The sequence below is a fragment of the Sphingobium chungbukense genome, assembly GCF_001005725.1.
Lineage (GTDB): Bacteria > Pseudomonadota > Alphaproteobacteria > Sphingomonadales > Sphingomonadaceae > Sphingobium > Sphingobium chungbukense.
Genome location: NZ_LBIC01000001.1, coordinates 691614 through 718520, shown reverse-complemented (window position 1 = coordinate 718520; position 26907 = coordinate 691614). Strand labels below are relative to the sequence as shown.

General features: G+C 65.8%; 28 protein-coding genes. 18 read left to right on the top strand and 10 right to left on the bottom strand.

The window, feature by feature from the left end; translation table 11 throughout:
* Positions 1–20 precede the first annotated feature (20 nt).
* The 4 genes from hemC (at position 21) to YP76_RS03545 (ending at position 3399) form a co-directional block, all read left to right on the top strand.
* On the top strand, positions 21–947 hold the full coding sequence (gene hemC, locus YP76_RS03560) for a hydroxymethylbilane synthase (protein WP_046762603.1): 927 nt from the start codon (positions 21–23) through the stop codon (positions 945–947).
* Positions 944–1612: a uroporphyrinogen-III synthase gene (locus YP76_RS03555; protein WP_046762193.1), complete on the top strand. Its 669-nt coding sequence runs from the start codon at positions 944–946 to the stop codon at positions 1610–1612. The genes hemC and YP76_RS03555 overlap by 4 nt, the downstream gene beginning before the upstream one ends.
* A gap of 28 nt (positions 1613–1640) precedes the next feature.
* Positions 1641–2510, top strand: coding sequence for an MICOS complex subunit MIC60 (locus tag YP76_RS03550; protein WP_046762192.1), 870 nt, complete (start codon positions 1641–1643; stop codon positions 2508–2510).
* 127 nt (positions 2511–2637) lie between these two features.
* On the top strand, positions 2638–3399 hold the full coding sequence (locus tag YP76_RS03545) for an alpha/beta fold hydrolase (RefSeq protein ID WP_046762191.1): 762 nt from the start codon (positions 2638–2640) through the stop codon (positions 3397–3399).
* A gap of 46 nt (positions 3400–3445) precedes the next feature.
* Here the strand turns inward: YP76_RS03545 and gltX are convergent, their stop codons facing one another.
* Positions 3446–4774: a glutamate--tRNA ligase gene (gene gltX, locus YP76_RS03540; RefSeq protein WP_046762190.1), complete on the bottom strand. Its 1329-nt coding sequence runs from the start codon at positions 4772–4774 to the stop codon at positions 3446–3448.
* Positions 4771–6432: an NAD+ synthase gene (locus YP76_RS03535; protein ID WP_046762189.1), complete on the bottom strand. Its 1662-nt coding sequence runs from the start codon at positions 6430–6432 to the stop codon at positions 4771–4773. The genes gltX and YP76_RS03535 overlap by 4 nt, the downstream gene beginning before the upstream one ends.
* A 211-nt stretch (positions 6433–6643) precedes the next feature.
* Between YP76_RS03535 and YP76_RS03530 the strand changes: the two genes are divergently transcribed.
* Positions 6644–7579, top strand: a complete 936-nt coding sequence (locus YP76_RS03530) for a ribose-phosphate pyrophosphokinase (RefSeq protein ID WP_046762188.1) — start codon at positions 6644–6646, stop codon at positions 7577–7579.
* Positions 7580–7669: 90 nt separating this feature from the next.
* Here YP76_RS03530 and YP76_RS03525 read toward each other — a convergent pair whose 3' ends face one another.
* Both YP76_RS03525 and YP76_RS03520 read right to left on the bottom strand, forming a co-directional pair.
* Positions 7670–7906 (bottom strand): hypothetical protein, encoded by a 237-nt coding sequence (locus YP76_RS03525; RefSeq protein ID WP_046762187.1) that lies wholly within the window; start codon positions 7904–7906, stop codon positions 7670–7672.
* Between the two features lie 51 nt (positions 7907–7957).
* Positions 7958–8380: a VOC family protein gene (locus tag YP76_RS03520; RefSeq protein WP_046762602.1), complete on the bottom strand. Its 423-nt coding sequence runs from the start codon at positions 8378–8380 to the stop codon at positions 7958–7960.
* 77 nt (positions 8381–8457) lie between these two features.
* Between YP76_RS03520 and hisN the strand changes: the two genes are divergently transcribed.
* A complete protein-coding gene (gene hisN / locus YP76_RS03515) occupies positions 8458–9264 on the top strand; it encodes a histidinol-phosphatase (RefSeq protein WP_046762186.1) in 807 nt (268 codons plus the stop codon).
* A gap of 12 nt (positions 9265–9276) precedes the next feature.
* Here hisN and YP76_RS03510 read toward each other — a convergent pair whose 3' ends face one another.
* Genes YP76_RS03510 through YP76_RS03500 form a run of 3 tightly spaced genes read right to left on the bottom strand, consistent with a single transcriptional unit; the run spans position 9277 to position 12444 of the window.
* A complete protein-coding gene (locus YP76_RS03510; protein WP_046762185.1) occupies positions 9277–9807 on the bottom strand; it encodes an O-acetyl-ADP-ribose deacetylase in 531 nt (176 codons plus the stop codon).
* A gap of 3 nt (positions 9808–9810) precedes the next feature.
* Positions 9811–10224 carry a VOC family protein gene (locus YP76_RS03505; RefSeq protein ID WP_046762184.1) on the bottom strand — a complete coding sequence of 138 codons (414 nt, stop codon included), beginning with the start codon at positions 10222–10224 and terminating at the stop codon, positions 9811–9813.
* 51 nt (positions 10225–10275) lie between these two features.
* Complete coding sequence (locus YP76_RS03500) at positions 10276–12444, bottom strand: AsmA family protein (protein WP_046762183.1); 2169 nt, start codon at positions 12442–12444, stop codon at positions 10276–10278.
* Positions 12445–12601: 157 nt separating this feature from the next.
* Between YP76_RS03500 and rpmI the strand changes: the two genes are divergently transcribed.
* From rpmI to YP76_RS03455, 9 genes are all read left to right on the top strand, one after another.
* On the top strand, positions 12602–12805 hold the full coding sequence (gene rpmI, locus YP76_RS03495; RefSeq protein WP_007689506.1) for a 50S ribosomal protein L35: 204 nt from the start codon (positions 12602–12604) through the stop codon (positions 12803–12805).
* A 13-nt stretch (positions 12806–12818) separates the two neighbouring features.
* Positions 12819–13181, top strand: coding sequence for a 50S ribosomal protein L20 (gene rplT, locus YP76_RS03490; protein ID WP_007689504.1), 363 nt, complete (start codon positions 12819–12821; stop codon positions 13179–13181).
* Between the two features lie 93 nt (positions 13182–13274).
* Positions 13275–13895: a LysE family translocator gene (locus YP76_RS03485; RefSeq protein WP_046762182.1), complete on the top strand. Its 621-nt coding sequence runs from the start codon at positions 13275–13277 to the stop codon at positions 13893–13895.
* Positions 13896–13998: 103 nt separating this feature from the next.
* Positions 13999–15090, top strand: coding sequence for a phenylalanine--tRNA ligase subunit alpha (pheS, locus tag YP76_RS03480; RefSeq protein WP_046762181.1), 1092 nt, complete (start codon positions 13999–14001; stop codon positions 15088–15090).
* Positions 15087–17528 carry a phenylalanine--tRNA ligase subunit beta gene (gene pheT, locus YP76_RS03475; protein WP_046762180.1) on the top strand — a complete coding sequence of 814 codons (2442 nt, stop codon included), beginning with the start codon at positions 15087–15089 and terminating at the stop codon, positions 17526–17528. Before pheS ends, pheT begins: the two co-directional genes overlap by 4 nt.
* A gap of 21 nt (positions 17529–17549) precedes the next feature.
* Complete coding sequence (locus YP76_RS03470; RefSeq protein WP_046762179.1) at positions 17550–18263, top strand: DUF4386 domain-containing protein; 714 nt, start codon at positions 17550–17552, stop codon at positions 18261–18263.
* A 37-nt stretch (positions 18264–18300) separates the two neighbouring features.
* Entirely contained in the window at positions 18301–19182 is an 882-nt protein-coding gene (locus tag YP76_RS03465) for an aldose 1-epimerase family protein (protein ID WP_046762178.1), read from the top strand.
* 44 nt (positions 19183–19226) lie between these two features.
* Positions 19227–20804, top strand: a complete 1578-nt coding sequence (locus YP76_RS03460; protein ID WP_046762177.1) for a peptide chain release factor 3 — start codon at positions 19227–19229, stop codon at positions 20802–20804.
* Positions 20801–21421, top strand: coding sequence for a glutathione S-transferase (locus tag YP76_RS03455; RefSeq protein ID WP_269748608.1), 621 nt, complete (start codon positions 20801–20803; stop codon positions 21419–21421). Before YP76_RS03460 ends, YP76_RS03455 begins: the two co-directional genes overlap by 4 nt.
* Here YP76_RS03455 and metW read toward each other — a convergent pair whose 3' ends face one another.
* Positions 21422–22009, bottom strand: a complete 588-nt coding sequence (gene metW / locus YP76_RS03450; protein ID WP_046762176.1) for a methionine biosynthesis protein MetW — start codon at positions 22007–22009, stop codon at positions 21422–21424.
* On the bottom strand, positions 22006–23142 hold the full coding sequence (metX, locus tag YP76_RS03445; RefSeq protein ID WP_046762175.1) for a homoserine O-acetyltransferase MetX: 1137 nt from the start codon (positions 23140–23142) through the stop codon (positions 22006–22008). The genes metW and metX overlap by 4 nt, the downstream gene beginning before the upstream one ends.
* A gap of 67 nt (positions 23143–23209) precedes the next feature.
* Here metX and YP76_RS03440 point away from each other — a divergent pair, with 67 nt between their 5' ends.
* Genes YP76_RS03440 through YP76_RS03430 form a run of 3 tightly spaced genes read left to right on the top strand, consistent with a single transcriptional unit; the run spans position 23210 to position 26214 of the window.
* Entirely contained in the window at positions 23210–24160 is a 951-nt protein-coding gene (locus YP76_RS03440) for a 2-hydroxyacid dehydrogenase (protein ID WP_157035639.1), read from the top strand.
* 51 nt (positions 24161–24211) lie between these two features.
* On the top strand, positions 24212–25309 hold the full coding sequence (hisC, locus tag YP76_RS03435) for a histidinol-phosphate transaminase (protein ID WP_046762174.1): 1098 nt from the start codon (positions 24212–24214) through the stop codon (positions 25307–25309).
* Positions 25309–26214 carry a prephenate/arogenate dehydrogenase family protein gene (locus YP76_RS03430; RefSeq protein ID WP_046762173.1) on the top strand — a complete coding sequence of 302 codons (906 nt, stop codon included), beginning with the start codon at positions 25309–25311 and terminating at the stop codon, positions 26212–26214. Before hisC ends, YP76_RS03430 begins: the two co-directional genes overlap by 1 nt.
* Here YP76_RS03430 and YP76_RS03425 read toward each other — a convergent pair.
* Positions 26206–26901: a lysophospholipid acyltransferase family protein gene (locus YP76_RS03425; protein ID WP_046762172.1), complete on the bottom strand. Its 696-nt coding sequence runs from the start codon at positions 26899–26901 to the stop codon at positions 26206–26208. The two genes, YP76_RS03430 and YP76_RS03425, sit on opposite strands and share 9 nt — an antisense overlap.
* Positions 26902–26907: the final 6 nt, after the last annotated feature.

Below are 26907 nucleotides of genomic sequence, written 5' to 3'. Positions count from 1 at the left end.
TCATTAGAGCAAGCGGGATCATGCAAAAGCTGTCCCGACCTCTCCGCCTTGGCACCCGTGGCTCCCCTCTCGCGCTCGCGCAGGCGCATATGACGAGGACGGCACTCCGCGCGCGGCATGGCTGGGACGAAAACGCTGTAGAGATCGTCACCGTACAGACCAGCGGGGATCGGATTCAGGACCGGGCACTGGCCGAGATCGGCGGCAAGGCGCTGTGGACCAAGGAACTGGACCGGGCGCTGCTGGCGGACGAGATCGATTTCGCGGTCCACTCGATGAAGGATGTGGAGACGATCCGGCCCGCGGAGATTCGGATCGCCGCGATGCTGCCGCGTGCCGATGTACGGGACCGGCTGGTGGGCGCGGCGAGTTTCGAGGCGCTTCCCGGGCAGCCGGTGGTGGGCACGAGCTCGCCCCGTCGGGCGGCACAGGTGAAACGATTGCGGCCCGACGCGAAGGTCGTGCTGTTTCGCGGCAATGTGGCGACGCGGCTCGCCAAGCTGGCGAAGGGCGAGGCGCATGCGACCCTGCTGGCGGCGGCGGGGCTGGACCGGCTGGGCCAAAGCGATGTCGGCGTCGCGATTCCGATTGACCTCATGTTGCCCGCGCCGTCGCAAGGCGCCGTGGGCATCGAGACGCTGAGCGGCAATGCGGCGATGCTGGACCTGCTGGCGACGATCAGCGACACGGACACGTTCGACTGCGTGATGGCGGAGCGGGCGGTGCTGGTCGGGCTGGGCGGCACCTGCCATTCGCCGATTGCGGCGCTGGGGCGGCTGGAGGACGGGCAAATCCACCTGCGCGCCGAGATCATCAGTCCCGATGGGCAGGAAACGATCGGGGACGCGTTGCGGATCGCACGGAGCGATGTCGCCACCGCCGAAACCATGGGGCGCAGCTTGCTGGAGCGGGCCAGTCCGACGCTGCGGGCGCTGTTCGAGGCGTGAGGCCGCTCATCATCCTGCGACCCGAGCCGGGCGCCGCGAAGACGGCCGCGCGGGCGGCCGAATGGGGGCTGGATGCGCGGATCATGCCCTTGTTCGTGCCGCAGGCGGTGGAATGGGAGGGGCCTGCCCCGGACCGCTTCGATGCGCTGCTGCTGACCAGCGCCAACGCAGCGCGGCTGGCGGGAGCGAGGCTGGCCGCCTATCGGGCCTTGCCCGCTTATGCGGTGGGACCGGCGACGGCGAAGGCGCTGACCGAAGCAGGCTTCGACGGGGTCGTCGCCGGGGATGGCGATGGAAGCGCCATTGCGCGTCGGATAGCGGCCGACGGGCATGAACGGGTGCTGCATCTTGCCGGGCAGACGGTCGCGACGATCGACGCGGGCGGGCTGCGGATCGAGCGGATCGCCATATATGCCATGCGGCGGACGGGCGATGACGGACTCGCGGATCGGCTGGAGGCGGGCAGCGTGATATTGGTCCATTCGCCGCGCGCCGGGGAAGTGCTGGCGCAGCTTGTGGCACCGGCGCAGCGTGCCACCCTGCACCTCATCGCGATCAGCCCGGCCGCGCTGGCGGCCTGCGGCACCGGCTGGGCCAGCGCCGAAGCGCCCGACAAGCCCGATGATGAGAGGATGCTGGCCCTTGCCGTCCGATTATGCGAATGATTCGCCTCCTATGGAAGAAAGGCCCTTGATGAGCGAGACGGACGGCGCACAGGACAGCGTGACAGCGTCGCCCCCCGTGCGTCGGCGTGGCCCCTGGCTGCTGGTGCTGCTGGTCTTGCTCGCTTTTGCCGTGGGCGTCGTCCTGACCGTTCTGGCCCTGCCGAAAATCCAGCGATGGAATGCGCCACAGCGGCAATCGGCGCTGGCCGATCCGATGCTGAACGGCATGCCGCCGGGCACGCCCATGCGTCCGTTGTCCGCCGATGCCGCGCAGATGCTGGATATGCGGGTCGTGCAGCTGGAGGAACGGCTGAACCGCATTACCGTGGAGGCACAGGCAGCGTCGGGCAACGCGGCGCGGGCGGAGGGCCTGCTGGTCGCCTTCGCCGCGCGGCGCGCGCTCGATAGCGGGACGCCGCTCGGTTATATCGAGGGGCAGTTGCGGCTGCGCTTCGGCCAGGCGCAGCCGCGTGCCGTCGCGACCATCATCAATGCGGCGCGCGAGCCGGTGACACTGGCCGACCTGCGCGCCGGGCTGACCGCCGTGGCCGATCAGGTGACGGTGCCGCCCGCCGACGCAAGCTGGTGGCAAGCGCTGGAACATGAGGCGCGGGAGATCATCACCATCCACAGGGCGTCCACCCCCTCCCCCCGGCCGCAGGCGGCTCTGGACCGGGCGATCCGCTATCTGGACGGCGCGCGCGTCGGCGCGGCGCTGGCGGAAGTGGAACAGATGCCCGGGCGGGCGGCGGCGGATCGATGGATGCAATATGCGCGGCGCTATCTGGAGGCGCGGCGCGCGCTCGACCTGATCGAGACGGCGGCGATCCTGGAGCCGCGCCAACTGCGCGCGGCGGACGGCGGTGCGGTGGCGCAGACGTCACCACTGGCGCCCTGATCCATCGACGCCCCTGAAGGGCTGTCACAAACGACGAACGGTTGAATTGCATCGACAAAAGGCGTGGACGCGGGCCTGCCTGTCATGAGAATGTCATCTTTCCCCTTGGGAACAGGATCATATTCTCTTGCCGCCCTATGCCGACGCCATTGCCAGCTTCTGGAAAGGCCGCTTCGCCAGCGGTCCGCGGGCGGCCGAGCGGCCATCGCTCCAGCACCTGCTCGGCAATGCGTCGGTGCCGTTCGATCTGACGCGGACGCGGGTGCAGGCGCCCTTGCTGGCGCAGGCGATCCGGGATCATGGCCGGGTCGATGGGCGGAAGATCCTGTTGCTTCCTGGATTGCTGGCGTCCGAACAGCGGATGGAGCCGTTGCGGCATGTGCTGAATGCAGCGGGCTATGAAGCGCATGGCTGGGGCATGGGGCGCAATTTCGGGCCGAGGCCGGAAACGTTGGAGCAGATCGACCGGCGGGTGGACGAGATTCGGCGTGGAACGGGCGGACAGGTGACGCTGGTGGGCTGGAGCCTCGGTGGGCTGTTCGCGCGGGAATATGCCAAGTTCGCGATGCATAAGGTCGGCGGCGTGGTGACGATGGGCACGCCCTTTTCCGGCGATCCGCGCGCCAACCATGCCTGGCGGCTGTACCAACTCGTATCGGGCTTTGCCGTCGACCGGCCGCCCTTCGCCTGCCGGCGCGAGGAAAAGCCGTCGGTGCCGACCGTGGCGCTCTGGTCGCGGCGGGACGGGGTGATCCTGCCCGAATGCGCCAAGGGCCGCGCCGGGGAGCGCGACCGGGCGATCGAGGTGGACTGCACGCATATGGGCTTTGCCGCATCGCCGGAAGGGATATTGGCGGTGGGCAAGGCGTTGGCGGCTGTGCGGGGTTGAGGCCACGCGCCGGTTGGGGGTGGAAGGCCGACCCCAAACGCTCCTCTCAATATTTCAACCGGGCCAGCGCTTCATCCCTGCCGATCAGCGGCAGCATCTGCCCCATGTCCGGACCATGATCCAATCCCGTCAGCGCGCGGCGCAGCGGCAGGAACAGCGCCTTGCCCTTGCGACCGGTTTGCGCCTTCAGTGCTTCGGTGAGGGCGCGCCAGATGGCGGCATCGAAAGGGGCCTCAGATAATATGGCGTGCGCCAGGGCAAGAAAGTCGCGGTCTTCCTCCGCCGGGGCGGGGGCATCGATCGGGCCGGTGACGATCCCCCACCATACCGAAGCGCCCGAAACAGTCTCGAGATTGGGGCGGATGGCTTCCCAGGCGGTTTCGTCCATACCCTGAGGCAGGCGGCCTGACACCGCGCCGTAGGGCATCAGGTGGACGATCTTCTGGTTGAGGGTCGCCAGTTCCGCCTCGTCGAAACGCGCGGGGGCGCGGCCGAAATGGGCAAAGTCGAAGCTGTCGATCAACGGCTGCATGTCCGCGAAAGGCTCGATGGGTTGCGAACTGCCAAGGCGGGCGAGCAGGGAGGCAATGGCCATGGGTTCAAGACCGATTTCGCGGAAATCAGCGACGCCGAGCGAGCCGAGACGCTTGGAGAGCTTGCCTTCGCTGCCGGTCAGCAGGGCTTCATGGGCGAATTGGGGGAGCGATGCACCCAGCGCGAGGAACATCTGGATCTGGGTGGCGGTGTTGGACACATGATCCTCGCCGCGCAGGACATGGGTCACACCCATATCGATATCGTCGATCACAGACGGGAGCATGTAGAGCCAGCTGCCATCGGCGCGGCGGATCACCGGGTCGGACAGGAGTTTCGGATCGAAGCGCTGTTCGCCACGGATGAGGTCGGTCCAGGCGATCGGCTGGTCGTGCTCCAGCCTGAAGCGCCAATGAGGCCGGCGGCCCTCCGCCTCGTAGGACGCGATCTGGTCCGGGGTCAGGGACAGGGCGGCGCGGTCATAGACCGGGGGCAAGCCCCGGCCCAGCAGCACCTTGCGGCGCAGGTCCAGTTCCTGCGCCGTTTCATAGGCCGGATAGACATGGCCCGAGGCCTTGAGCCCCTCGAATCTTTCCTCGTAGAGGGCAAAGCGGTCGGACTGTTTTTCCTCGCCGTCCCAATGGAGGCCGAGCCATTGGAGATCGGCCTTGATCGCTTCGGCATATTCGGGCCGCGAGCGTTCGAGGTCGGTGTCGTCGAGGCGCAGCAGGAATTGCCCGCCGCTCTTCCTTGCCCACAGCCAGTTGTGGAGCGCGGCGCGGATGTTGCCGACGTGCAGGTTGCCGGTCGGCGACGGCGCGAAGCGGGTGATGACGGTCATAGGGTCCGGAACGCGTTGGTGATCGGATAGCGGCGGTCGCGGCCGAAATTGCGCATGCCAAGCTTCACGCCGGGGGGCGACTGGCGGCGCTTATATTCAGCGACATAGAGCAGGCGTTCGATGCGGGCGACTATGTCCTTGTCGAAGCCGCGCGCGACCAGTTGCTCGACGGAAAGCTCCTCCTCGACCAGGCCGTAGAGAATGGGGTCCAGCACCTCATAGGGGGGCAGGCTGTCCTCATCCTTCTGATTGTCGCGCAGTTCGGCGCTCGGCGGCTTGGTGATGACGCGTTCGGGCATGACCGGGCCTTCGGGGCCTAAACCCAAGCCCAGCGAGGGCACATTCTCGTTGCGCCAACGACAGAGGTCGAACACCGTGGTCTTATAGGCGTCCTTCAGCACCGAATAGCCGCCCGCCATGTCGCCATAGATGGTCGCATAACCGACCGACATCTCGCTCTTGTTGCCGGTGGTGAGCAACATGTGGCCATATTTGTTGGACAGCGCCATCAGCGTCACGCCGCGGATGCGGGACTGGATATTTTCTTCGGTCAGATCGCGCTGACGGCCAGAGAAGACGCCGGCCAGCATGGTATCGAAAGCTTCAACCGCCGGCTCGATGGGGATGGTGTCGTAGCGGACACCGAGCAGGCGAGCACACTCCACCGCGTCATCGAGGCTTTCCTGGCTGGTGAAGCGCGAGGGCATCATCACGCACCAGACGCGATCGGCGCCCAGCGCGTCGACGGCGACAGCGGCGGACAAAGCGGAATCGATGCCGCCCGACAGGCCGAGGACCACGCCGGGGAAACGGTTCTTGTTCACATAGTCGCGCAGGCCCAGGACCATGGCGTTGTAGATGTCGGCCGGGCGGGGATCGAGTGCGTGGCGCTCACCGGGCAGGCAGACCCACTGGCCCTCCCATTTCTCCCACGTCGTGAGCACCAGCGATTCCTCCCAGTCGGGAAGTTGCTGGGCGAGGCTCAAGTCACCGTTCATGACGAAGGAGGCGCCGTCGAACACCAGTTCGTCCTGGCCGCCCACGCGATTCAGATAGATAAGCGGCAGGCCGGTTTCGCGGACGCGGGTGCCAGCGACCGCGTTGATGCGGCGGTCGTCCTTGTCGACCTCGAACGGGGAGCCGTTGGGGCTGATCAGGATTTCGGCGCCCTCGGCCCGCAAATGCGCGGTGACGAAGGGGAACCAGATATCCTCGCAAATGGGGACGCCGATCTTCACGCCCTTGAAGTCGATCGGCGCAGGCAGCGGGCCGGGCGCGAACAGGCGCTTTTCGTCGAACGTGCCGTAATTGGGCAGCTCGCGCTTCTGCCGGATCGCGGTGACGGCGCCGTCTTCCAGCAGGGCGACGACGTTGAAGAGCACGCCCTGGGAGGCGACGACCGTGCCGACCAGCATCGCCGGACCGCCGTCCGCCGTCGCCTGGGCCAACCGGTCGAGTTCATGATTGGCGCGGTCGACCAGGGCGGGCTTGAGCACCAGATCCTCGGGCGGATAGCCGATCAACTGGAGTTCGGGATAGACGATGAGGTCCGCGTCCATCGCCCGCGCGCGCCATTCCAGCATGGCGTCGGCATTGGCCTGGAGGTCGCCCACCGACTGCGTCATCTGGGCGAGGGCTATCACGAGTTTGTCGGTCATAAGCAGCGCCCCTAGAGCATTTTGGCCGTCAGCCAAAATGCTCTGTCGTCTGTTGTCGCATTTTCGAACCGAACGCCCGTTTCACGGCCGTTCTGAAAATGCTCGGGTCCATTTTGCCCCAAGGCGCAAAAGCGCCTTTTCAGCAACGGGATCGGCCGCTAAAGGGGCCGCGTTCCGACCAGCGTCATCAATTCGTCACGGGGGTTTGGCCATGAAGCTCATGACCGGCAATTCCAATAAGCCGCTTGCGGCCGCCATCGCCGACTATATCGAAATCCCCCTGACCGATGCGAGCGTCCGCCGCTTCGCCGACGAAGAGGTTTTCGTGGAAATTCATGAGAATGTCCGCGGCGAAGACGTGTTCGTGCTGCAATCGACCAGCTATCCCACCAACGACAATCTGATGGAATTGCTGATCATGATCGATGCGCTGAAGCGCGCGTCGGCCAAGCGAATCACGGCGGTCGTGCCCTATTTCGGCTATGCCCGGCAGGACCGGAAGCCCGGCCCGCGCACGCCGATCTCGGCCAAGCTGGTCGCGAACCTGATCACCACGGCGGGCGCCAACCGCGTCCTGTCGGTGGACCTGCATGCGGGTCAGATCCAGGGCTTCTTCGATATTCCGACCGACAATCTGTTCGGTGCGCCGGTGATGTCGGCCGATATCCAGGCGCGCTTCGGCGACAAGAACATCATGGTCGTGTCGCCCGACGTGGGCGGCGTGGTGCGCGCCCGTGCGCTGGCCAAGCGGCTGGACAACGCACCGCTTGCCATTGTCGACAAGCGGCGTGAACGGGCGGGCGAGTCGGAAGTCATGAACATCATCGGCGACGTGAAGGGCCGTTTCTGCGTGCTGATCGACGATATCGTCGATTCGGCGGGGACGCTGTGCAACGCCGCCGCCGCGCTGAAGGCGCAGGGCGCCGAGGATGTGGTCGCCTATGTCAGCCATGGCGTGCTGTCGGGCGGCGCGGTGGCGCGGGTCGAGGCTTCGGAGCTCAAGGAACTGGTCATCACCGACTCGATCCAGGGCACCGATGCGGTGAACGGCGCGAAGAGCATCCGCCATCTGCCGATCGCTCCGCTGCTGGGCGAGGCGATCAAGCGCATCGCCGACGAAAGCTCGGTTTCCAGCCTGTTCGACTGAGACCGCTCGATTTCATACCAAAGGACCGCCGGTGGGATCATCGGCGGTTTTCCATAGATGACGAGACTAAAGTCGCGCGGCGCGACTTTGTCAGGCTGTGGGCAACAGGACCATCGGCACGCACAGGAACAGGATCAGGCCGACGATCATTCGCTGGCCTCTCGAGATGCCGAGCGGCCTTTCCCGCCAGATCATCGGGCAACCGAGCAGCGCGAGCAGGATCAGCATGTTGGACAATGTCGCCGATCCGCCGATCGGCATGTCCTGCCGCAGCGCCAGCGCGCCGAACAGGGCAATGAAACTCACGATCCAGCCGACCAGCGCCACGCGCGTCTCCCTCTTTTCTCGATGGGAATAAACGGCACGGGTTGCCTGACCTTAAACCTTCCAGGGATCGTAGGTGCCGAAGCTCCAGACATTGCCTTCGGGGTCGAGCGCTTCGTAGCCGCGGCCGGGATAGCCGATATTGTCATGCGGTTCGGCCACCACCACCGCCCCTTCGTTGCGGGCATGGAGGCAATGGGCATCGACATCAGGCACCACGACATAGATGCAGGCCGTGACCCCGCCCAGATCGCGGGGCGTGCCCCAGCTATAGAGTGATTCCCCCTCCCCGTCGCGGACGCTGCCCAGCATGACCATGCCGTTCCCCAATGCCAGTTCGGCATGGTGGACGATATGGGGATCGTCCGCATCCTCGTACGAGGCACGGACATCGAAACCGAAGGCATCACGCAGGAAAGCGATCGCAGCGGGCGCGTCGGCATAGCGCAGGCATGGGATGACGGGTGAACCGGGCATCTTTCGCTCCTTCATTTTTCAAGGTGTGGGGCCGGCGAGCCTAGCGCGACGGAGGCTTTATCGCTAGGCGGAGGACCATGACCACCCGCGATGACCTGGCCCTTGCCAACCGCCTTGCCGATGCTGCAGGCGCGGCGATCCGTCCCTTTTTCCGCGCCCGTTACGACATGGAGTTGAAATCCGACAAATCGCCCGTGACCGAGGCCGATCGGGCCGCGGAGGCCGCGATCCGCGCCATTCTGGAAAAGGAACGGCCGCAGGACGGCATCATCGGAGAGGAATATGGCTCGGTCCGCACCGATGCGGAGCGGGTATGGATCCTCGATCCGATCGACGGCACGCGCAGCTTCATCGCCGGACGTCCGATCTTCGGCACGCTGATTGCGCTGACGCAGGCCGGATGGCCGACCATCGGCATCATCGACCAGCCCATCGCGCAGGAGCGCTGGGCGGGCATGGCAGGGCAGCCAACGACCTTCAACGGCCAGCCGGTCCGCACCCGGCTCTGCCGGGAACTGGAAGGAGCCGGCATCGCCACCACCAGCCCGCATCTGTTCGCGGACGGCGATGTGCCCCATTATATGGCGCTGGTCGCGGCCGTGTCGGGCGGCGCGCCACGACAGGGTCCGGTCTATGGTGGGGACTGTTATAATTACGGGCTGCTGGCTTCGGGCTTTCTCGACATCGTGATCGAGTCGGGGCTGAAAAGCTATGACTTCGCCGCCCTGGTACCCGTGGTAGAGGGCGCGGGCGGAGTGATGTGCGACTGGAATGGCGAGCCGCTGACGGCGCAGAGTGAAGGCCATGTGCTGGCATTGGGCGATCCGGCGCGGCTGGAGGATGTGCTGGAAGCGCTGCACGCGGCGCATGACCATGATCATTAGGCCGCTTATTATTCAGTCGAGCAGCTTTCCGACCGCCTCCTCGTAAAGAGCGGCGGTGGATTCGTCGAAACAGACGAAGAGGATGCTGTCGAAACTGTCCCGGCCCACCTGCAATTCAGCCTGAACCGTGGCGGCGGCGATGCGAGCGGCCTGTTCTTTCGGGAAGGCGTAGACGCCGGTCGAAATCGCCGGGAAGGCGATGCTGCGCAACTGATGGTCCCGCGCCAGCGCAAGCGACATCCGGTAGCAGCTGGCGAGCAGTTCAGGTTCGCCATGGTCGCCACCCCGCCAGACCGGGCCGACCGTGTGGATCACATGGCGTGCCGGCAGGCGATAGCCGGCGGTGATGCGCGCCTCGCCCGTCGGGCACCCGCCCAGGGTACGGCATTCCGCCAGCAATTGTGGACCCGCGGCGCGATGGATGGCGCCGTCCACGCCACCGCCGCCCAGCAGACTGCTATTCGCGGCGTTGACGATCGCGTCGGTGGCGCAGCGGGTGATGTCGCCGGTCAATATGTCCCATCGGGTGGCACCGGCGATCATCGGCTATTCCTCGATCGGGCCGCCAATCGACCAGATATGGCCGAAGGGATCGGTGAGCTGGCCATAGCGTTCGCCCCAGAACTGGTTCTCGATCGGGACGCGGATGCTGGCGCCCGCATCGGTGGCGCGCTTCCACCACGCGTCGGCGTTGTCGACCGCAAGGTGCAGGGTCACACCCCTGGGCGCCTGCGCCGGGGCACCCCCGCTCATTTCGGGGAAATGGTCGTTCAGCATGAGGGAACCGCCGTTGATGCGCAGATGGGCGTGCATGATCCGCTGGCGGCCCTCCGCCACATGACGCATCAGTTCGGTGGCGCCGAACGCACGGGAATAGAAGGCGATGGCTTCGGCCGCCTTGTCATTGGCGATGGTGAGGTGCGGCACGACACCTCCCTTCGGACTTTGTGCTTCGTTCATATCCTGACCCTCTCCTGAACAGGCGGCGATAATAGGCGTTTTGCAGTCCGATCAGAAGATGCCCAGGAACTTCTTCTCCTGACTTTTTTCCTCTTTCCGACTGCCCTTGCCGCTTTCGTCCTTGGCCGTGGTGCCTTTGCCCACATCGTCGCGGGGTTTGCCTCCCTTGGTGCGTTGGGCGGCAGCGGTGGCGCCGGCAAGGACGGGACCGCAGGCGGCGCTCTTCGCGTCCCCCACATCGACAAAGGCAAGGACGGCGGCCAGCGGACTGGCGGCAACGCCCAGCGCCGCGGCCGCGCCGCCCCGCGCGATCAGTTCGGGACTGATCACATCGACGCCGGGCCTGGCGAAGGTGCCCTTGATGCCGATCGGCGACTGGCCGGAAAAGAGGCTGAATTTCTTGCCATCGGCGCGGAAGGCGAGGTCGAGGCTTTCGTTGCGGAAGGAAAAGCCGCCCCGGCCCAGCATGACATTCTTCCTGGTGTCGATGATGATCGGGTCTGCCGCCGCCACGCCGTTGCGGACGGTGAAGGCGATCAGGCCGCAATTGATTTGGACAGGGTCCTTCAGCTTCTTCTCGAACATCTTGGTGATGAAGGTGCCGATATCGAGTTCGGACAGTTGCACGTTGCGCGCCCACATCGAACCGGCGGGCAGGATGACGGCGATACGGCCGTTCGATGTGGCGAGCGAATCATGAAGCGTGTCGCCCAGGCCCGTCATCTGCACGCGCGCCTTGATCGTGCCGGTGGTGCCCGATTCCTCCACCCCCCAGCGGGCGAGCAGCTTGCCCATGGGCGTCGGCGACAGGCGGACGTCATATTGGGTGCGCACCGGCTTTCCGCGCGCATCGATGGCAATGTCGGAGCTGAGATGACCGCCCGACATGTCGAAGGTCAGCGGCGACAGGATGAGCAAGCTGTGGTCGAGCGCCAGGGTGAGGCCGATATTGGAAATCGGCACATGCTCCGCGCGGACGCGGCGGACATCATATTGGAGCCGGGCGTCGAAATTGCGAAGGGCATCGACCCGGAGCGGCGCATCGGGAAGGACGCGTGGCGTGCCGTTGACGGTGGTGATCGCGCCACTCGCGCCCTGCGCCTCCAGCCTTTGCGGATCATAACCGATGAAGGGGCCTATATCGAGGATATCGAGGGTCTGGGTGGTCAGCGCGGCCTTCAGCAGCAGGCGGTTGTCGGGGAGGGAGACGGTCAGCCGCCCGGCAAGATCGCTGTCGCCGAACCGGCCCTTGAGATGGGTGAAGCGCCATTCGCCGTCCTGCCTGGTGAGGGCGGAGGTAAGGCGGTAGGCGCGGGTTTCGGGGATGGCGACGCCCAGGAAGTCGAACAGCAAGGCGAGATTGGGGCCGTGCGTCGTGAGGCGCAGGTCGGCCCCCTCGATCTCGGTAGCGCCGGGGAGCGTGCCGCTGACTTCGAGGATCGTCGCGCCGGCTTCGGCGTGGAGGGCGAGGTTGTTCCTGCCGCCCGTTATCGTTTCATTGGGCGAGAGCAAGCCGCCGCGCAGCGTGAAGGGCCGGTCGCGCATCGTGCCGGTGCCGGAGAAGCGTACGTCGCTGGCGAAGCGGGTATCCTGTGCCTTGACCGTTTCGAAGCCGATGTCGGTGGCGAGCTGCATCCGGGGGTCGCGGTAGCGCAGAGTCGTGCCTGCGAGCAGCGCGCGGCGGATCAGGGGCAGGTTGAGCGGCTCGCCCTTCCTCTTGGGCTTGCCGAAGGTCCATGTGTTGCCCTTGCCGTCGCGGGACCATTCGAGGTCGGCGGCGGCGTTGCGCAGGTTCAGCGAGCGGACCTTGTATTTCGGACCGAAAAGGAGGCTCAAGGGCGCGATGCGGGTGTCGATCAGGTCGGCATGGAAGACGTGCGGGCGGCTGGCCCACCGGGTGTTGGCGACCGCTATCCGCTCGGCGCGGAACTTGATGGCGATGGGATCGAAATAGAGCTGGAAATCGCCACCGACCTGGACGGAGCGTTCGAGGCGGTGGGTGAGGAAGCGTTCGAACGGATGCTTCAGGAAGCGGCCCTTGGTGACGAACAGGATCAGCCAGAGCGCGAAGAGAATGCCGACGATCCAGAGCAGGATGCGGATCGGAAGGGGGAGTCTGCGCCAATGTTCGCGTGCGCGGCCGATATGGTGGCGTGCGCCGCCGGAGTGGGGCACCGCTTGCGCCGGGCAGTCCGGCCGGAGGGGATCGGCGTCGGCCATGGCGGTTCAACGTCGATCGGCGATTTTAGGTCCGAATCGCTTGCTTTTGGGGAAGCATCCGACTATGCGCGCCCCTTCGCGATATTCGGAAGGACCGCCCGGCTAACTAGGGCTGCCGTGGCTGTCCGTAATCGTCGCGCTGAAAAAGGAGACGAAAATGCCCAAGCTCAAGACCAAGAGCGGTGTGAAGAAGCGCTTCAAGTTCACCGCTTCCGGCAAGGTCAAGCACGGCGTCGCTGGCAAGCGTCACCGCCTGATCAGCCACAACGCCAAGTATATCCGCCAGAACCGCGGCACCTCGGTCATGTCCGACGCCGACGTGGCTCACGTGCGCCTCTGGGCGCCCTATGGCCTCAAGTAAGGAGTAGGGACACATGGCACGCGTAAAACGTGGTACGACCACCAAGGCGAAGCATAAGAGGATTCTGGATCAGGCGAAGGGCTATTATGGCCGTCGCAAGAACACGATCCGCATCGCTCGCCAGGCTGTCGAAAAGGCCGGCCAGTACGCTTATCGCGACCGCAAGGTCAAGAAGCGGACCTTCCGTGGCCTGTGGATCCAGCGCATCAACGCCGGCGTCCGCGCCGAAGGCCTGACCTATTCGCAGTTCATGCACGGCCTGAAGCTGGCCGGCGTGGAGCTGGACCGCAAGGTTCTGGCCGACATTGCGATGCACGAAGGCGAGGCGTTCAGCGCTATCATCGCCCAGGCGAAGGCTGCGCTGCCCGCGGCTTAAGCCGGATCGGTCGCAAGATCGTCTGAAAGGGGCGCCGGGGCAGATGCCTTCGGCGCCCTTTTTCGTTTCTGCCTTTTTCGGAGGCTTGATCCCATGTCGCTGCATGTCTGGTGGTTGTACGTCACGGCGGTTTTCCTGATCTCGGCCACGCCGGGACCGAATATGCTGCATGTGATGACGCAGAGCATCCATCATGGGCCGCGCCGGGCGGTCGCCACCATGGCCGGGCTGATGAGCGCGATCCTGCTGTGCCTGATCACCTCCGCGCTGGGCTTGGGCGCATTGCTCAAGGCTTCACCCCGGCTGTTCGATGTGCTGCGCTATGCGGGCGTCGCCTATCTGATCTGGCTGGGGATCAAGGCGTGGCGAGCGCCGGTGGGGGATGCAGGCGAAATCGGCGCGACACAGACGCGGTCGTTGCGGGCGCTCTACGGCACCGGACTGTTGACGGGGCTTTCCAATCCCAAGCTCATCATCTTCGCCGCCGCGCTGTTTCCGCAGTTCATCGATACGGACCGGCCCTTCTCGGTGCAGTTGGCGATCTTGGTGGTCAGCTTCGTCGCCATCGAGTTCGGCTGGCAGTGCGTCTATGCGCTGGGCGGGGTGAAGCTCGCCCGCTGGCTGGCGCCCGCGAACCGGCAGAGGCTGTTCAACCGGGGAACGGGGCTGATGTTCATCGGGTTCGGCGGGGCGCTGCTGGGCGCGCGGGCCTGAGTTCGCGCCTATCCCTTTTCTTGCGCGTCGCACTCCCTTTTCTTGCGCGCCGCGCCGGGCTAAGGCGCGGGGCATATTTCCGCCATCTCCATCTGGAAGACGAATGACCGAGATTAGCGCATTGAAAGCCGGCCTGATCGCCGACATCGCCGCCGCCGATACGCTGGAGGCGCTGGAAACCCTTCGTGTGGGCGCCATGGGCAAGAATGGCGTGGTGACGGGGCTGCTCAAGACCCTCGGCCCCATGAGCCCGGAGGAGCGGCTGGAGAAAGGCCCGCCGATCCAGGATTTGCGCGAGAGCGTGACCGCCGCGCTGGCGGAGAAGAAGGCGGCGCTGGAGCAGGCGGCGCTCGATGCCAAGCTGGCCGCAGAGACAATCGACATGACCCTGCCCGCCGACATCGGCCCGCAGGGATCGGTGCATCCGGTGTCCCAGGTGATGGACGAACTGGCGGAGATTTTCGCGGATCTCGGCTTCTCCGTCGCTACGGGGCCGGAGATCGAGGACGACTGGCATAATTTCACCGCGCTCAACATTCCGGAAACCCATCCCGCGCGGGCGATGCATGACACCTTCTATTTCCCCGACGCCGAGGATGGGAAAAAGATGCTGCTGCGCACCCACACCTCTCCGGTGCAGATCCGTACGATGATGAACGGGGAGCCGCCGATCCGCATCATCGCGCCGGGGCGGGTCTACCGGTCGGACAGCGACGCGACGCACACGCCGATGTTCCATCAGATCGAGGGACTGGTGATCGACAAGGGCATCACCCTTGGGCATCTCAAATGGACGCTGGAGACCTTCCTCAAGGCCTTCTTCGAGCGGGACGATATCGTGCTGCGGCTGCGGCCGAGCTATTTCCCCTTTACCGAGCCTTCGGTGGAGGTCGATGTCGGCTACACGTTGATCAACGGCCAGCGGGTGATCGGCGGCGACGGCGATGCGCCCGGCGGCGGCTGGCTGGAAGTGCTGGGCAGCGGCATGGTCAACCGTCGCGTGATCGAGGCTTGCGGGCTGGACCCGGATGAATGGCAGGGCTTTGCCTTCGGCACCGGCGTCGACCGGCTGGCGATGCTGAAATATGGGATGAACGACTTGCGTGCTTTCTTCGACGGCGATCTGCGCTGGCTGAAACATTATGGCTTCATGGGCCTGGATGTTCCCACGCTGAGCGGAGGAGTGGGCGCATGAAGTTCACGCTGAGCTGGCTCAAGACGCATCTTGCGACCGATGCCGACCTGCCGACGATCCTGAAGGGCCTGACCAACATCGGGCTTGAGGTCGAGGGCGTGGAGAATCCGGCGGAGAAGCTGGGTGCCTTCCGCATCGCCAGGGTGCTGACCGCCGATCCCCATCCGCAGGCCGACAAGTTGCAGGTGCTGACCGTGGATGCGGGCGACGGCGCGTTGCAGGTCGTGTGCGGTGCGCCCAATGCCCGCGCCGGCCTTGTCGGCGTGTTCGGGACCGAGGGCGCGGTCGTGCCGGTCAACGGCATGGTGCTGAAGAAGACAGCCATTCGCGGGGTCGAATCCAACGGCATGATGTGCTCGTTCCGGGAACTGGAACTGGGCGAGGATCATGACGGGATCATCGAACTGAACCCGGATGCCCCGGTGGGACAGGTCTATGCGCAATGGGCTGGCCTCGACGATCCGGTGATCGACGTGTCGATCACGCCGAACCGGCAGGATTGCATGGGCGTGCGCGGCATTGCGCGCGATCTGGCGGCGGCGGGGCTGGGTACGCTGAACGCGATCGTCGTGCCGACGATCGAGGGCGTGGGCCCGGGGCCGGACGTGCGGGTCGAAGATGCCAATGGCTGCCCGGCTTTCTTCGCACGGACGGTGCGCGGCGTGAAAAACGGTTCGTCGCCCGCATGGATGGCGAAGCAATTGAAAGCCATCGGACAGAAGCCGATCAGCACTCTGGTCGACATCACCAACTATATCATGATCGACCTGGGGCGGCCGCTGCATGTCTATGACATGGCGACGCTCAAGGGCGGGTTGGTGGCGCGCAAGGGGCGTGAGGGCGAGCAGGTGCTGGCGCTCAACGGCAAGACCTATGGCGTCGACGAGACGATGACGGTGATCGCCGACGATGAGGCCGTGCACGACATTGGCGGCATCATGGGCGGCGAGCATTCCGGCGCCACGGACGCCACGACCGATGTGCTGATCGAATGCGCCTATTTCACGCCGGAACGGATCGCGGTGACGGGGCAGAAGCTGGCGTTGACCAGCGACGCACGCGCACGGTTCGAGCGGGGCGTGGACCCGGCTTTCCTCGACGACGGCCTGTCGATCGCGACCTATCTGGTGACGCAACTTTGCGGCGGCAGCCCAAGCGAAGCGACGCGGGCGGGTACGCCGCCGGTGGCAAACAAGGTCGTGACCTACGAGCCGTCGCAATGCCTGGCGCTGGCGGGCGTCGATGTGGCCGAGAGCGAGCAGAAACGCATCCTCGAAAGCCTGGGCTTCGGCGTTACCGGCCATGATTCCACCTTCGAATATCAGGACGGCGTGCCGGTGACGACGCCGGCCAACTGGACCGTCAGCGTGCCGAGCTGGCGTCGTGACATCGACGGCTGGCCCGATATCGTCGAGGAAGTGGTGCGCATCGTCGGGCTGGACCAGGTGCCTTCTACCCCCCTGCCCCGTGCGCCGGGTGTCGCCAAGCCCACCGCCACCAGCGAGCAGCTGGTCGAGCGCCGGGTGCGGCGCACGGCGGCGGCGCGTGGCCTGGCCGAGGCGATCAACTGGTCCTTCATTTCGGAGAAGGAAGCGGCCTGCATCGGCGGCGGCGACCGGACGGCGGCATGGGTTTTGGCCAATCCGATCTCCGAAGAGCTGAAGGTCATGCGGCCTTCGCTGCTGCCCGGCCTGCTGTCGGCCACGCGGCGGAACATGGATCGCGGTGCGGCCTCGGTGCGGCTGTTCGAACTGGGGCGGCGCTATTTCGCCGGCCAGAAAGATGGGAGCTGGGAGCGGGCCACGGTCGGCTTCGTTTTGGCAGGCGAGAAAACGACCCGCGGCTGGCAGACGGGCAAGGCACAGGCCTTTTCCGCCTTCGACGCCAAGGCCGAGGTGATTGCGCTGCTGGCCGCGGCGGGCGCGCCGGTCGCGAACCTCCAGAGCTTCGGCGAGGCGTCCGGCGCCTATCATCCCGGCCAGTCGGGCACGCTGCGCCTGGGACCGAAAGTGGTGCTGGCCGAATTCGGGGTGCTGCACCCCAGCCTGGCCAAGCAGTTCGGGCTGGCCGGCGCGGTGGTCGCGGGCGAGATTTTCCTCGATGCCATTCCGGGCAAGCGCAAGAGCGGCTTCATGCGCGCGCCCTACGCCCCCCCCGCCTTGCAGGCGGTGAAGCGCGACTTCGCCTTCGTCATCGACGACGCCGTCGAGGCCGATGCGCTGGTCCGCGCGGTCAGGAACGCGGACAAGAAGGCCATTGTCGATGCGCGGCTGTTCGACCTGTTCGTCGGGCCGGGCGTGGAGGACAGCAAGAAGAGCCTGGCCGTCGAGATCACCCTGCAACCGGGCGAAAAAAGCTTCTCCCAGGAGGAGCTGGACGCGATCAGCGCGGCGGTGGTGAAGGCTGCCGAAAAGCTGGGCGGCCTGTTGCGGGCCTAAGGGCAGGCATGGGGGGCAGGCATGAAGCTGTTCGCCGGGGTTGAAGGGAAGGCGCGGATCGCCGGGCTGTTCATCCTCGGCGCGATGGCGGCCCGCATCTTCGGCGATTCGGTGGTGCGGGCGGCGCTCGTGGTGCCTGGCAATGGGCGCGAAACGGCGCGCAACATCGGCGATTATCCCTGGCTCTACCGGGCCGGGGAAGCGAGCGACGTGGCGATGCTGTGCGCGATGATAGTCGCGACTGCACTGCTCTATGCCTTGTTCGCGCCTGTCGCCCGCCATCTGGCGCGGGTGGCGGCGATGGCCGCACTGACAGGGATTGCAGCGCTGGCGGCGAGCGGCCTTGCGACCATGACGCCGCCGGTCCTGCTCGACGGCGCGCCGCATCCAGGCATCAGCCTGACCGAAGTGCATTCGCTGGTGCAGCTTTCGCTCGCCCTGGGGCAGGCGATGCAGGGCGTGGCGCGCATCTTCATCGGGCTTTATCTGCTGCTGATCGGGTTGCTGGCCTTTCGGTCAGGGCGGCTGCCCAAGGTGGTCGGCATCGGGCTGGCGCTGGGCGGCCTCCTTCAAATGACAGTGCGGTCGGTCGCGCTGATCGCGCCGGAACTGGCCAATGCAACGGTGATCCAGGCGGACATTCTGGCGCTTCTGGCCGAGGCGGTCTTCGCGCTCGGCCTGCTCCTTTTCTGGCGTTCCGGGCCTTTTCCAGGACCACCTGCGATGGATTTATGATCTTGCCCCCAGCGCGGCAATAAAAGAGGCTTGCCACATGACCGACGCGTTCATCACCATCGGCTCGGACGGCCTGAGCGCCAGCATCCATCCCATGGGCGCGGAGCTGTGGTCGATCAGGGACGCCGATGGGCGCGAGTTGATGACGGACGCCGACCCGCGCTGGTGGACCGGGCATGCGCCGCTGCTCTTTCCCTTCGTCGGCCGGTCGCGGGGGGATGTCTATCGCTTCGAGGGGGGCGACTATCCGATGGCGCAGCATGGCTTTGCGCGGCGGAAGGGCTTTGCGCTGGTGGAGCGGAGCGGCGACGCCGCGACCTTCCGGCTGGAGGCGGATGAGGAGACGCGCGCCGTCTATCCCTTCGATTTCCGGCTGGACGTGCACTTTGCGGCCGAGGGGCGGACGCTGCGGATGACGGCGACGGTGGCCAATCGGGGCGTGGACGACATGCCCTTTTCCTTCGGCTATCATCCCGCCTTCGCCTGGCCCCTGCCCTATGGCGGCACAGCAGAGGAGCATAGGGTGCTGTTCGAAAAGGCCGAGGCCGCGCCGATCCGGAAGGTCGGGGCCGAGCCGGGGCTGATTGCCCTGGAACCGGTGGCCTCGCCGGTCGAAGGCGACAGGCTGACGCCGACACATGCGATGTTCGAGGGCGACGCGCTGATCTGGGACCGGCTGGAAAGTCGCAGCCTGTTCTGGGGCGTGCCGGGGCGGACCGGCCTGAAGATAGACTTTCCCGACACGCCCTGGCTGGGGCTGTGGCAGAAGCCTGGCGCGCATTATCTCTGCGTCGAACCCTGGGCGGGGATGGCAGACCCTGTGGGATTCGAGGGCGATGTCTGGGCAAAGCAGGGGATCATGCGGTTGGCGCCCGGGGAGGAACGGCGGTTCCGGATGGACGTCGGCATCACCGGCTGAGGCCCGGCTGGCGAATTTCCTGCGAATCGCTATATGGGCCGCCCATGAGCATTCCTTCCCGCCGTACCTTCGCCATCATCTCGCACCCGGACGCGGGCAAGACCACACTGACCGAAAAGCTGCTGCTGGAGGGTGGCGCGATCCATCTGGCCGGCGAGGTCAAGGCGCGCGGGGCGAACCGGCGCGCGCGGTCGGACTGGATGAAGATCGAGCAGCAGCGCGGGATTTCCGTGACGTCCTCGGTCATGACCTTCGAACGGACGCGCGATGGCGAGACGATCACCTTCAACCTGCTCGACACGCCGGGTCACGAGGATTTCAGCGAGGACACCTATCGCACGCTGACCGCCGTCGATTCCGCCGTCATGGTGATCGACGCGGCCAAGGGCATCGAGCCGCAGACCCGCAAGCTGTTCGAGGTCTGCCGCCTGCGCAACGTTCCCATCATCACCTTCGTCAACAAGGTGGACCGCGAGGGGCGCGAAACCTTCGGCCTGCTGGACGAGGTAGCCGATCAGTTGCAGCTCGACGTCTGCCCGATGAGCTGGCCGGTCGGCATGGGCGCAGATTTCGAGGGCATTTACGATTTCGCCACCAACCAGCTGATGCAGCCAGCCGGGCCATCGAAGGAATTTGACGGCACGCGGCACCAGTTCAGCGGCATCGATGACCCGAAGCTGGCCGATTACCTCTCCCCCCGCGCGCTGGCGAAACTGCGCGAAGAGGCGGAGCTGGCGCAGGGCGGCTATACCGAGTTCGACCTTGGCCGCTATCGGCACGGCGACCTGACCCCGGTCTATTTCGGGTCGGCGCTCAAGCTGTTCGGCGTCACCGAACTGATCGACGCGCTGGCCGCCCACGCGCCGCCGCCCCGCGCCCAGCCCGCCGAACCGGCGCCGATCGAACCGGAGCAGAGCGAAGTCACCGGCTTCATCTTCAAGGTGCAGGCCAATATGGACCCGATGCACCGCGACCGCATCGCCTTCATGCGGCTGGTATCCGGCAAGTTCCGGCGCGGCATGAAGCTGACCCCGAGCGGATCGGGCAAGGCTCTGGCCGTGCATTCGCCGATCCTGTTCTTCGCGCAGGACCGCGAACTGGCGGATGAGGCTTTTCCCGGCGACATCATCGGCATCCCCAATCATGGGGCGCTGCGCGTGGGCGATACGCTGTCGGAGAAACCGGGGCTTCGTTTCACCGGCCTGCCCAATTTCGCGCCGGAAATCCTGCGCCGCGTGGCGCTGAAGGATCCGACCAAGACCAAGCAGTTGCGCAAGGCGCTGGACGATCTGTCCGAGGAAGGCGTGATCCAGGTTTTCTACCCGGAGATCGGGTCGAACTGGATCGTCGGCGTCGTCGGGCAGTTGCAGTTGGAAGTGCTGATTTCCCGGCTGGAGGCGGAATATAAGGTTGCGGCCGGGCTGGAGCAGTCGCCCTTCGATACCGCGCGCTGGGTGTCCGGGGATGACGCCGCGATCAAGGATCTGGTGGCGTTCAACGGCGCCAACATGGCCAAGGATCGCGACGGCAATCTGGTCTTCATGGCGAAGAGCGCGTGGGACATCGGCTATCAGCAGGAGCGGCACCCCAAGGTGAAGTTCAGCGCGACCAAGGAGCGTTGAACCCGGTCTGCTACAGCTTCCGGCGCTGCCCCTATGCGATGCGGGCACGCTTGGCGCTGCTGGCGAGCGGGCAGGTGGTGGAATTGCGCGAGGTCGTTTTGCGCGACAAGCCGGCGTCGATGCTGGCGATCTCCCCCAAGGGCACGGTTCCGGTCCTGCTGTTGCCGGACGGGCGTGTATTGGAGGAAAGCCTGGACATCATGCACTGGGCGCTGGGCCAGAACGATCCCGAGCATATGCTGGCGGGCGAGGACAGCACGCTGATCGCCGCCAATGACGGGCCGTTCAAAAGCCATCTCGACCGCTACAAATATGCCAGCCGGCACGGGTCCGATCCGATGGAGCATCGGGATGAAGCGATGGCATGGCTGGCCACGCTGGAGATGCGGCTGGAGCGCAGCGTCTATCTGACCGGTGACCGGCAATCCTTGACCGATATCGCGATCTTTCCCTTTGTTCGCCAGTTCGCGGCGACGGAACCGGAATGGTTCGCCGCTCAGTCGCTGCCGCGGGTCCAGCGCTGGCTGGACGGGTATCTGGGGTCAGAACTGTTTGCCCGCGCCATGATCCGTCTGAAGCCATGGGTCGAAGGCGACGAGCCGCTGCTGCTGCGCTGATTATTTCCGCAGCAGGAAGACGGCGTGCTCCGCGAAGAGATTGGCATTGGCGTGGGTGGTTTCCCGGTCGCCCTTCAGGAACCACTGGCCATCGATGGTCCAGCCACGATCCTCCACCAGCGCGCGGAAATCGTCGACCGTGACATGGTGGATGTTGAGCGTGTCATACCATGTGTCGGGCAACAGGCGCGTCACCGGCATCCTTCCGCCCCAGAAAAGGGATAAGCGCCCGCGCCAATGGGCGAAATTGGGGAAGGAGACGAATGCCTGCCTGCCGATACGCAGCAATTCCTCGACCACGCGATCCGGGCGGCGGGTGGTCTGGAGCGTCTGGCTGAGGATCGCATAGTCGAAGCTGGCCTCGGGATAATAGACGAGATCGGTGTCGGCATCGCCCTGGACCACGGAAAGCCCACGGGCCACGGCGGCGGCGACATTATGCGGGTCGATTTCCAGGCCGCGGGCATCGACCTGTTTCGAATCGCGCAGCGCAGCCATCAGGGCGCCGTCGCCGCAGCCGACGTCAAGAATGCGGGCACCGGGCGTGACGGTGCGGGCGATGAGGGCCAGATCGGGGCGCAGGCTCATGCCCGGCCGCCCTTCAGGAAGCCGTCGACCACGCGATTCAATTCCGGGCATTCCAGCAGGAAGGCATCATGGCCGAAGGGACTTGAGAGTTCGACGAAGCTCGCCTGCGCGCCGCTGGCGTTGAGGGCATGGACGATCATGCGGGATTCCGCAGTCGGATAGAGCCAGTCGGTATCGAAGCTGACGAGGCAGAAGCGCGCCTTCGACGCGGCGAAGGCCCTGGCGAGGCTGCCGCCATGATCCTCCGCTATGTCATAATAGTCCATGGCGCGGGTAATGTAGAGATAGCTGTTGGCGTCGAACCGCTCAACGAAGCTGAGGCCCTGATGCCGCAAATAGCTTTCCACCTGGAAATCGGCGTCGAAACCGAAGGTCTTCGCGTCCCTGCCCTGCAGGCGCCGCCCGAATTTCTCGGTCAGGCCCGCTTCGGAGAGATAGGTGATGTGCGCGGCCATGCGGGCAACGGCAAGGCCTGCGCTGGGGATCGCGCCGTCGGCATAATAATCGCCGCCCCGCCAATGGGGGTCGGCCATGATCGCCTGCCGCCCGACTTCGTGGAAGGCGATGTTCTGGGCGCTGTGGCGGGCCGTCGAAGCGATGACGATGCACCTTTCGACACGATCGGGGTAGAGGGTGGGCCAGCTGAGCGCCTGCATGCCGCCCATGGAGCCGCCGATGACGGCATGGAGGCGGTCGACGCCGAGATGGTCGAGCAGCATCGCCTGCGCGCGGACCATGTCGGCTATGGTGATGACCGGGAAGCGCATCGCGTGGGGTTCACCGGTCGCAGGGTCGAGGCTGGCTGGGCCGCTGGAACCCATGCAGCTGCCGATGACGTTTGCGCAGACGATGAAATGGCGGGTGGGATCGACCGGCTTCCCTTCGCCCACCAGGCGCCACCACCAGCCAGGCTTGCCGGTGACGGGGTGATCCGAGGCGACATATTGGTCGCCGGTCAGGGCATGGCAGATGAGGATGACGTTGGATCGGTCCGCATGCATTTGCCCATAGGTCTCATAGGCGATGTCGACCGGATCCAGGGAGACGCCGCTGTCGAGCCGGAGCGGGCCGACGAGGCGCGCCTGGCGGCGCAGGCCGAAACGACTGTCATCGGAAAAGGATGCGCTGGCCATTATCCCTCCGGGCTAGGGCCGGGGCCGGGGTCTGTCAATCGGCTGGCCTTTGCCCTACATCGCGGGGATGCCCGACAGCACTTCCATCCCCATCGTCACCTTCGGTACGCTCTATCCCTATTTGAATGAGGCGCTGGCGCAGCGCTTTGCCATCCACGCGGTGGCGGCGGATGCCGATCTGGATGCCTTGCCGGATGCGGTGCGGGAGGCACGGGCCCTGGTGTCCTTTGGGACGGTGGGCGCGCCAGCCGCGATCATGGACGCCCTGCCCCGGCTGGAGATGATCGGACTGTTTTCGGTGGGCTATGACAAGGTCGATGTCCACCACGCGCAGGCCAGGGGCATCCGCGTCACCAATACGCCGGACGTGCTGACCGATGATGTGGCCGATCTGGCTGTGGGCCTGCTCTATGCGACGGTGCGCAATATCGCCGCCAATGACCGGATGGTGCGGGCGGGAGAGTGGGCGCAGGGCGTGCGGCCCGCGCTTTGCCGGCGCGTGACGGGCAAGCGGATCGGCATATTGGGACTGGGCCGGATCGGGCGCGCCATTGCCCGGCGGCTGGAGCCGGTGGCGGGCGAGATCCTCTACCATAGCCGGCGGGCGGTCGTGGATGCAGCCTATCGCTATGTGGCCGATCCGCTGGATTTCGCGCGGGCGAGCGACGTGATCATCGTCGCGACATCTGGCGGGCCGGAAACGCGCGGGCTCGTCGATGCGGCCATGCTGGACGCGCTCGGGCCGGAGGGCTTCATCGTCAACATCAGCCGGGGCAGCGTAATCGATGAGGATGCGTTGGTGGCCGCGCTGGCGGAAAGGCGGATCGCAGGTGCGGGGCTGGACGTGTTCGTGGACGAGCCGCATGTGCCCGAAGCGCTGATCGCCATGCATCAGGTGGTGCTGCAACCCCATCAGGGCAGCGCGACCGTCGAGACGCGCAAGGCGATGGCCGATCTGGTGCTGGCCAATCTGGATGCCTGGGCGGCAGGGGAGCCTTTGCTGACGCCGGTGGTGTAGCAGGACAGGTCCTGCTTTGCGTTTTGCGTCGATGACGTTAAAGCGCGGCGCATGACAAAGCCTGCCCCCAAAGACTGGATTCTCGGTATTTCGCCCTATGTGCCGGGCAAGTCGGCCGCCGATGATGGCCGCCCGCTGGTGAAGCTGTCGGCCAATGAAAATCCGCTGGGCACCGGGGAGGCGACGCGGGCCGCGCTGTTGGCGGCGACGGCGGACCTCGCGACCTATCCCGATCCCGGCGCGGCCAAGCTGCGCGAAGCGATTGCCGAGGTACATGGGCTGGACCCCGCGCGGGTGATCTATGGCACCGGGTCGGACGAATTGCTGCATATCGCCGCCAGCGCCTATGCGGGGCCGGGGGATGAGGTTCTCTATGTCCGTTACGGATTTTCGGTCTACGACATCGCCGCGCGGCGGGTAGGCGCCACGCCGGTCGTTGCGCCGGATGCCGATTATGCGACCGATGTGGATGCGCTGCTGGCGGCGGTGACGGACAAGACCAAGGTCGTCTTCCTCGCCAATCCCAATAATCCGACCGGCACCATGACCTCGCGCGAAGAGATTGCGCGGCTTCATGCGGGTCTGCGGCCCGATATCTTGTTCGTGCTGGATCAGGCCTATGCCGAATATCTGGACGGCGACGAGGATGATGGCGGGCTCGAGCTGGCGCGGACCGCTTCGAATATGTTCGTGACGCGGACCTTCTCCAAGATTTACGGGCTGGCCGCCGAGCGGATCGGCTGGGGCTATGCCAGTGCTGACGTCATTGACGTGCTGCACCGCATCCGCGCGCCGTTCAATGTGACGACGGCCGGACAGGCTGCGGCGATTGCCGCGGTCCAGGACACCGCCTGGGTCGAGGCGAGCCGGGTGCATAACCGGCAGTGGCGCGAATGGCTGGCGGGCGAAGTGGCTTCGCTGTCCAACCATGGGCTCCGCGTCGTGCCGAGCAAGGCGAACTTCCTGCTGATCCTGTTCGACGGCAAGCTGACTGCGGAAGCCGCAATGAAAGGCCTGTGGGACGAGGGCTTCGCCACCCGCTGGCTGCCGGGGCAAGGCCTGCCCAACGGCCTGCGCATCACCATCGGCACACAGGATCAGATGCGCAAGGTCGCGACCAAGCTGCGCGCCATGGTGGAAGCGGCCTGATGTTGCCTTTTTCGCGGGTCACGATCATCGGGCTGGGCCTGATCGGCTCGTCGCTGGCGCGGGCGATCCGCGAGGCCATGCCGACGGTGCGCGTGACCGGCTATGATGCCGATGCGGGCGTGCGCGAGATCGCACGGGCCATCGACCTGTGCGATGATGTCACCGATACGGCGGGCGCGAGCGTGACCGACGCCGATCTGGTCGTGCTGTGCGTGCCGGTGCGGGCCATGGGTGCGGCGGCGGCGGAGATTGCCGACGATCTGCCCACCGACGCGATCATCAGCGACGTGGGATCGTGCAAGGCCGATGTGCTGGCGCAGTTGAGCGCGGCATTGCCGGGGCGGACGGTCGTTCCGGCGCATCCGGTGGCGGGAACCGAGAATAGCGGGCCGGAGGCGGGCTTTGCCTCGCTGTTCCGGGGACGCTGGTGCATCGTGACGCCGCCCGCCGAGGCCGATCCGGCGGCGGTGGAACGGGTCGCCGAGCTTTGGCGGCGCGTGGGTGCCGATGTCGAGACGATGGAGCCGGCGCATCACGATCTGGTGCTGGCGGTGACGAGCCATCTGCCGCACCTCATCGCCTATACCATCGTCGGCACGGCGAGCGACCTGGAGGATGTGACCCAGTCGGAAGTGATCAAATATTCCGCCGGCGGTTTCCGGGACTTCACCCGCATCGCCGCGTCCGATCCCACCATGTGGCGCGACGTGTTCCTGGCGAACAAGGATGCGGTACTGGAGATGCTCCAGCGCTTTTCGGAGGATCTTTCGGCGCTTCAGCGGGCGATCCGCTGGAATGACGGGGACGCGCTGTTCAACCTGTTCACCCGGACGCGAGCGATCCGGCGGTCGATCATCGAGCAGGGACAGGATGATCCCAAGCCCGATTTCGGGCGCTCACACTGATCCGTTGAGCGCGTTGATCGCGGCATGGACGCGGGCTTCCGCCTCGCTGCGATCAAGGCCGGGCGGCACGATCTCCCCGACCCTGTAGGTGATGGTGCCGGAGCGCTTCAGGAATTTGCCGCGCGGCGAGACGCGACCGCTGTCGACCGCGATCGGCACCACCGGCAGGCCCAATAACGCATAAAGGCCCGCGAAACCGGCGCGCAGGGGCGGGCTTTCGCCATGGGGAACGCGCGTGCCCTCGGGAAAAAGGCAGACGGCCCGTCCCAGGGCGATGGTTTCCTTGGCCGCGCTGCGCAGGGCGCGCAAGGCCTTGGCTCCCGCCTCGCGCTCGATCGGGATCAGGCCGTAGCGGCGGGCAATGCCGCCCCAGAACGGAATGTCGAACAGCTCGCGCTTGGCGGCGATCGCCGGACGATCCAGCAGGCAGAGCAGGTCGATCGTCTCGAACATCGATTCATGCTTGAGGATGTAGAGATAGGGGCCCTTGGGCAGTTCGCCCTCGACCCTGATCTGCTGTCCCAACAGCCAGCGGACGCAGAAACGGTGGAAGCGGCTCCATCCCGTGGCGACGGCGGGGATCGATCGCGGCGCAACCAGATTGACCGCCATAGCGGCCAACACGAACAGCGCCGAGCCGATATAGAAAGCCAGCATGAAGGCCAGGGATCGCAGAGCCGTGAGCATCGCAGG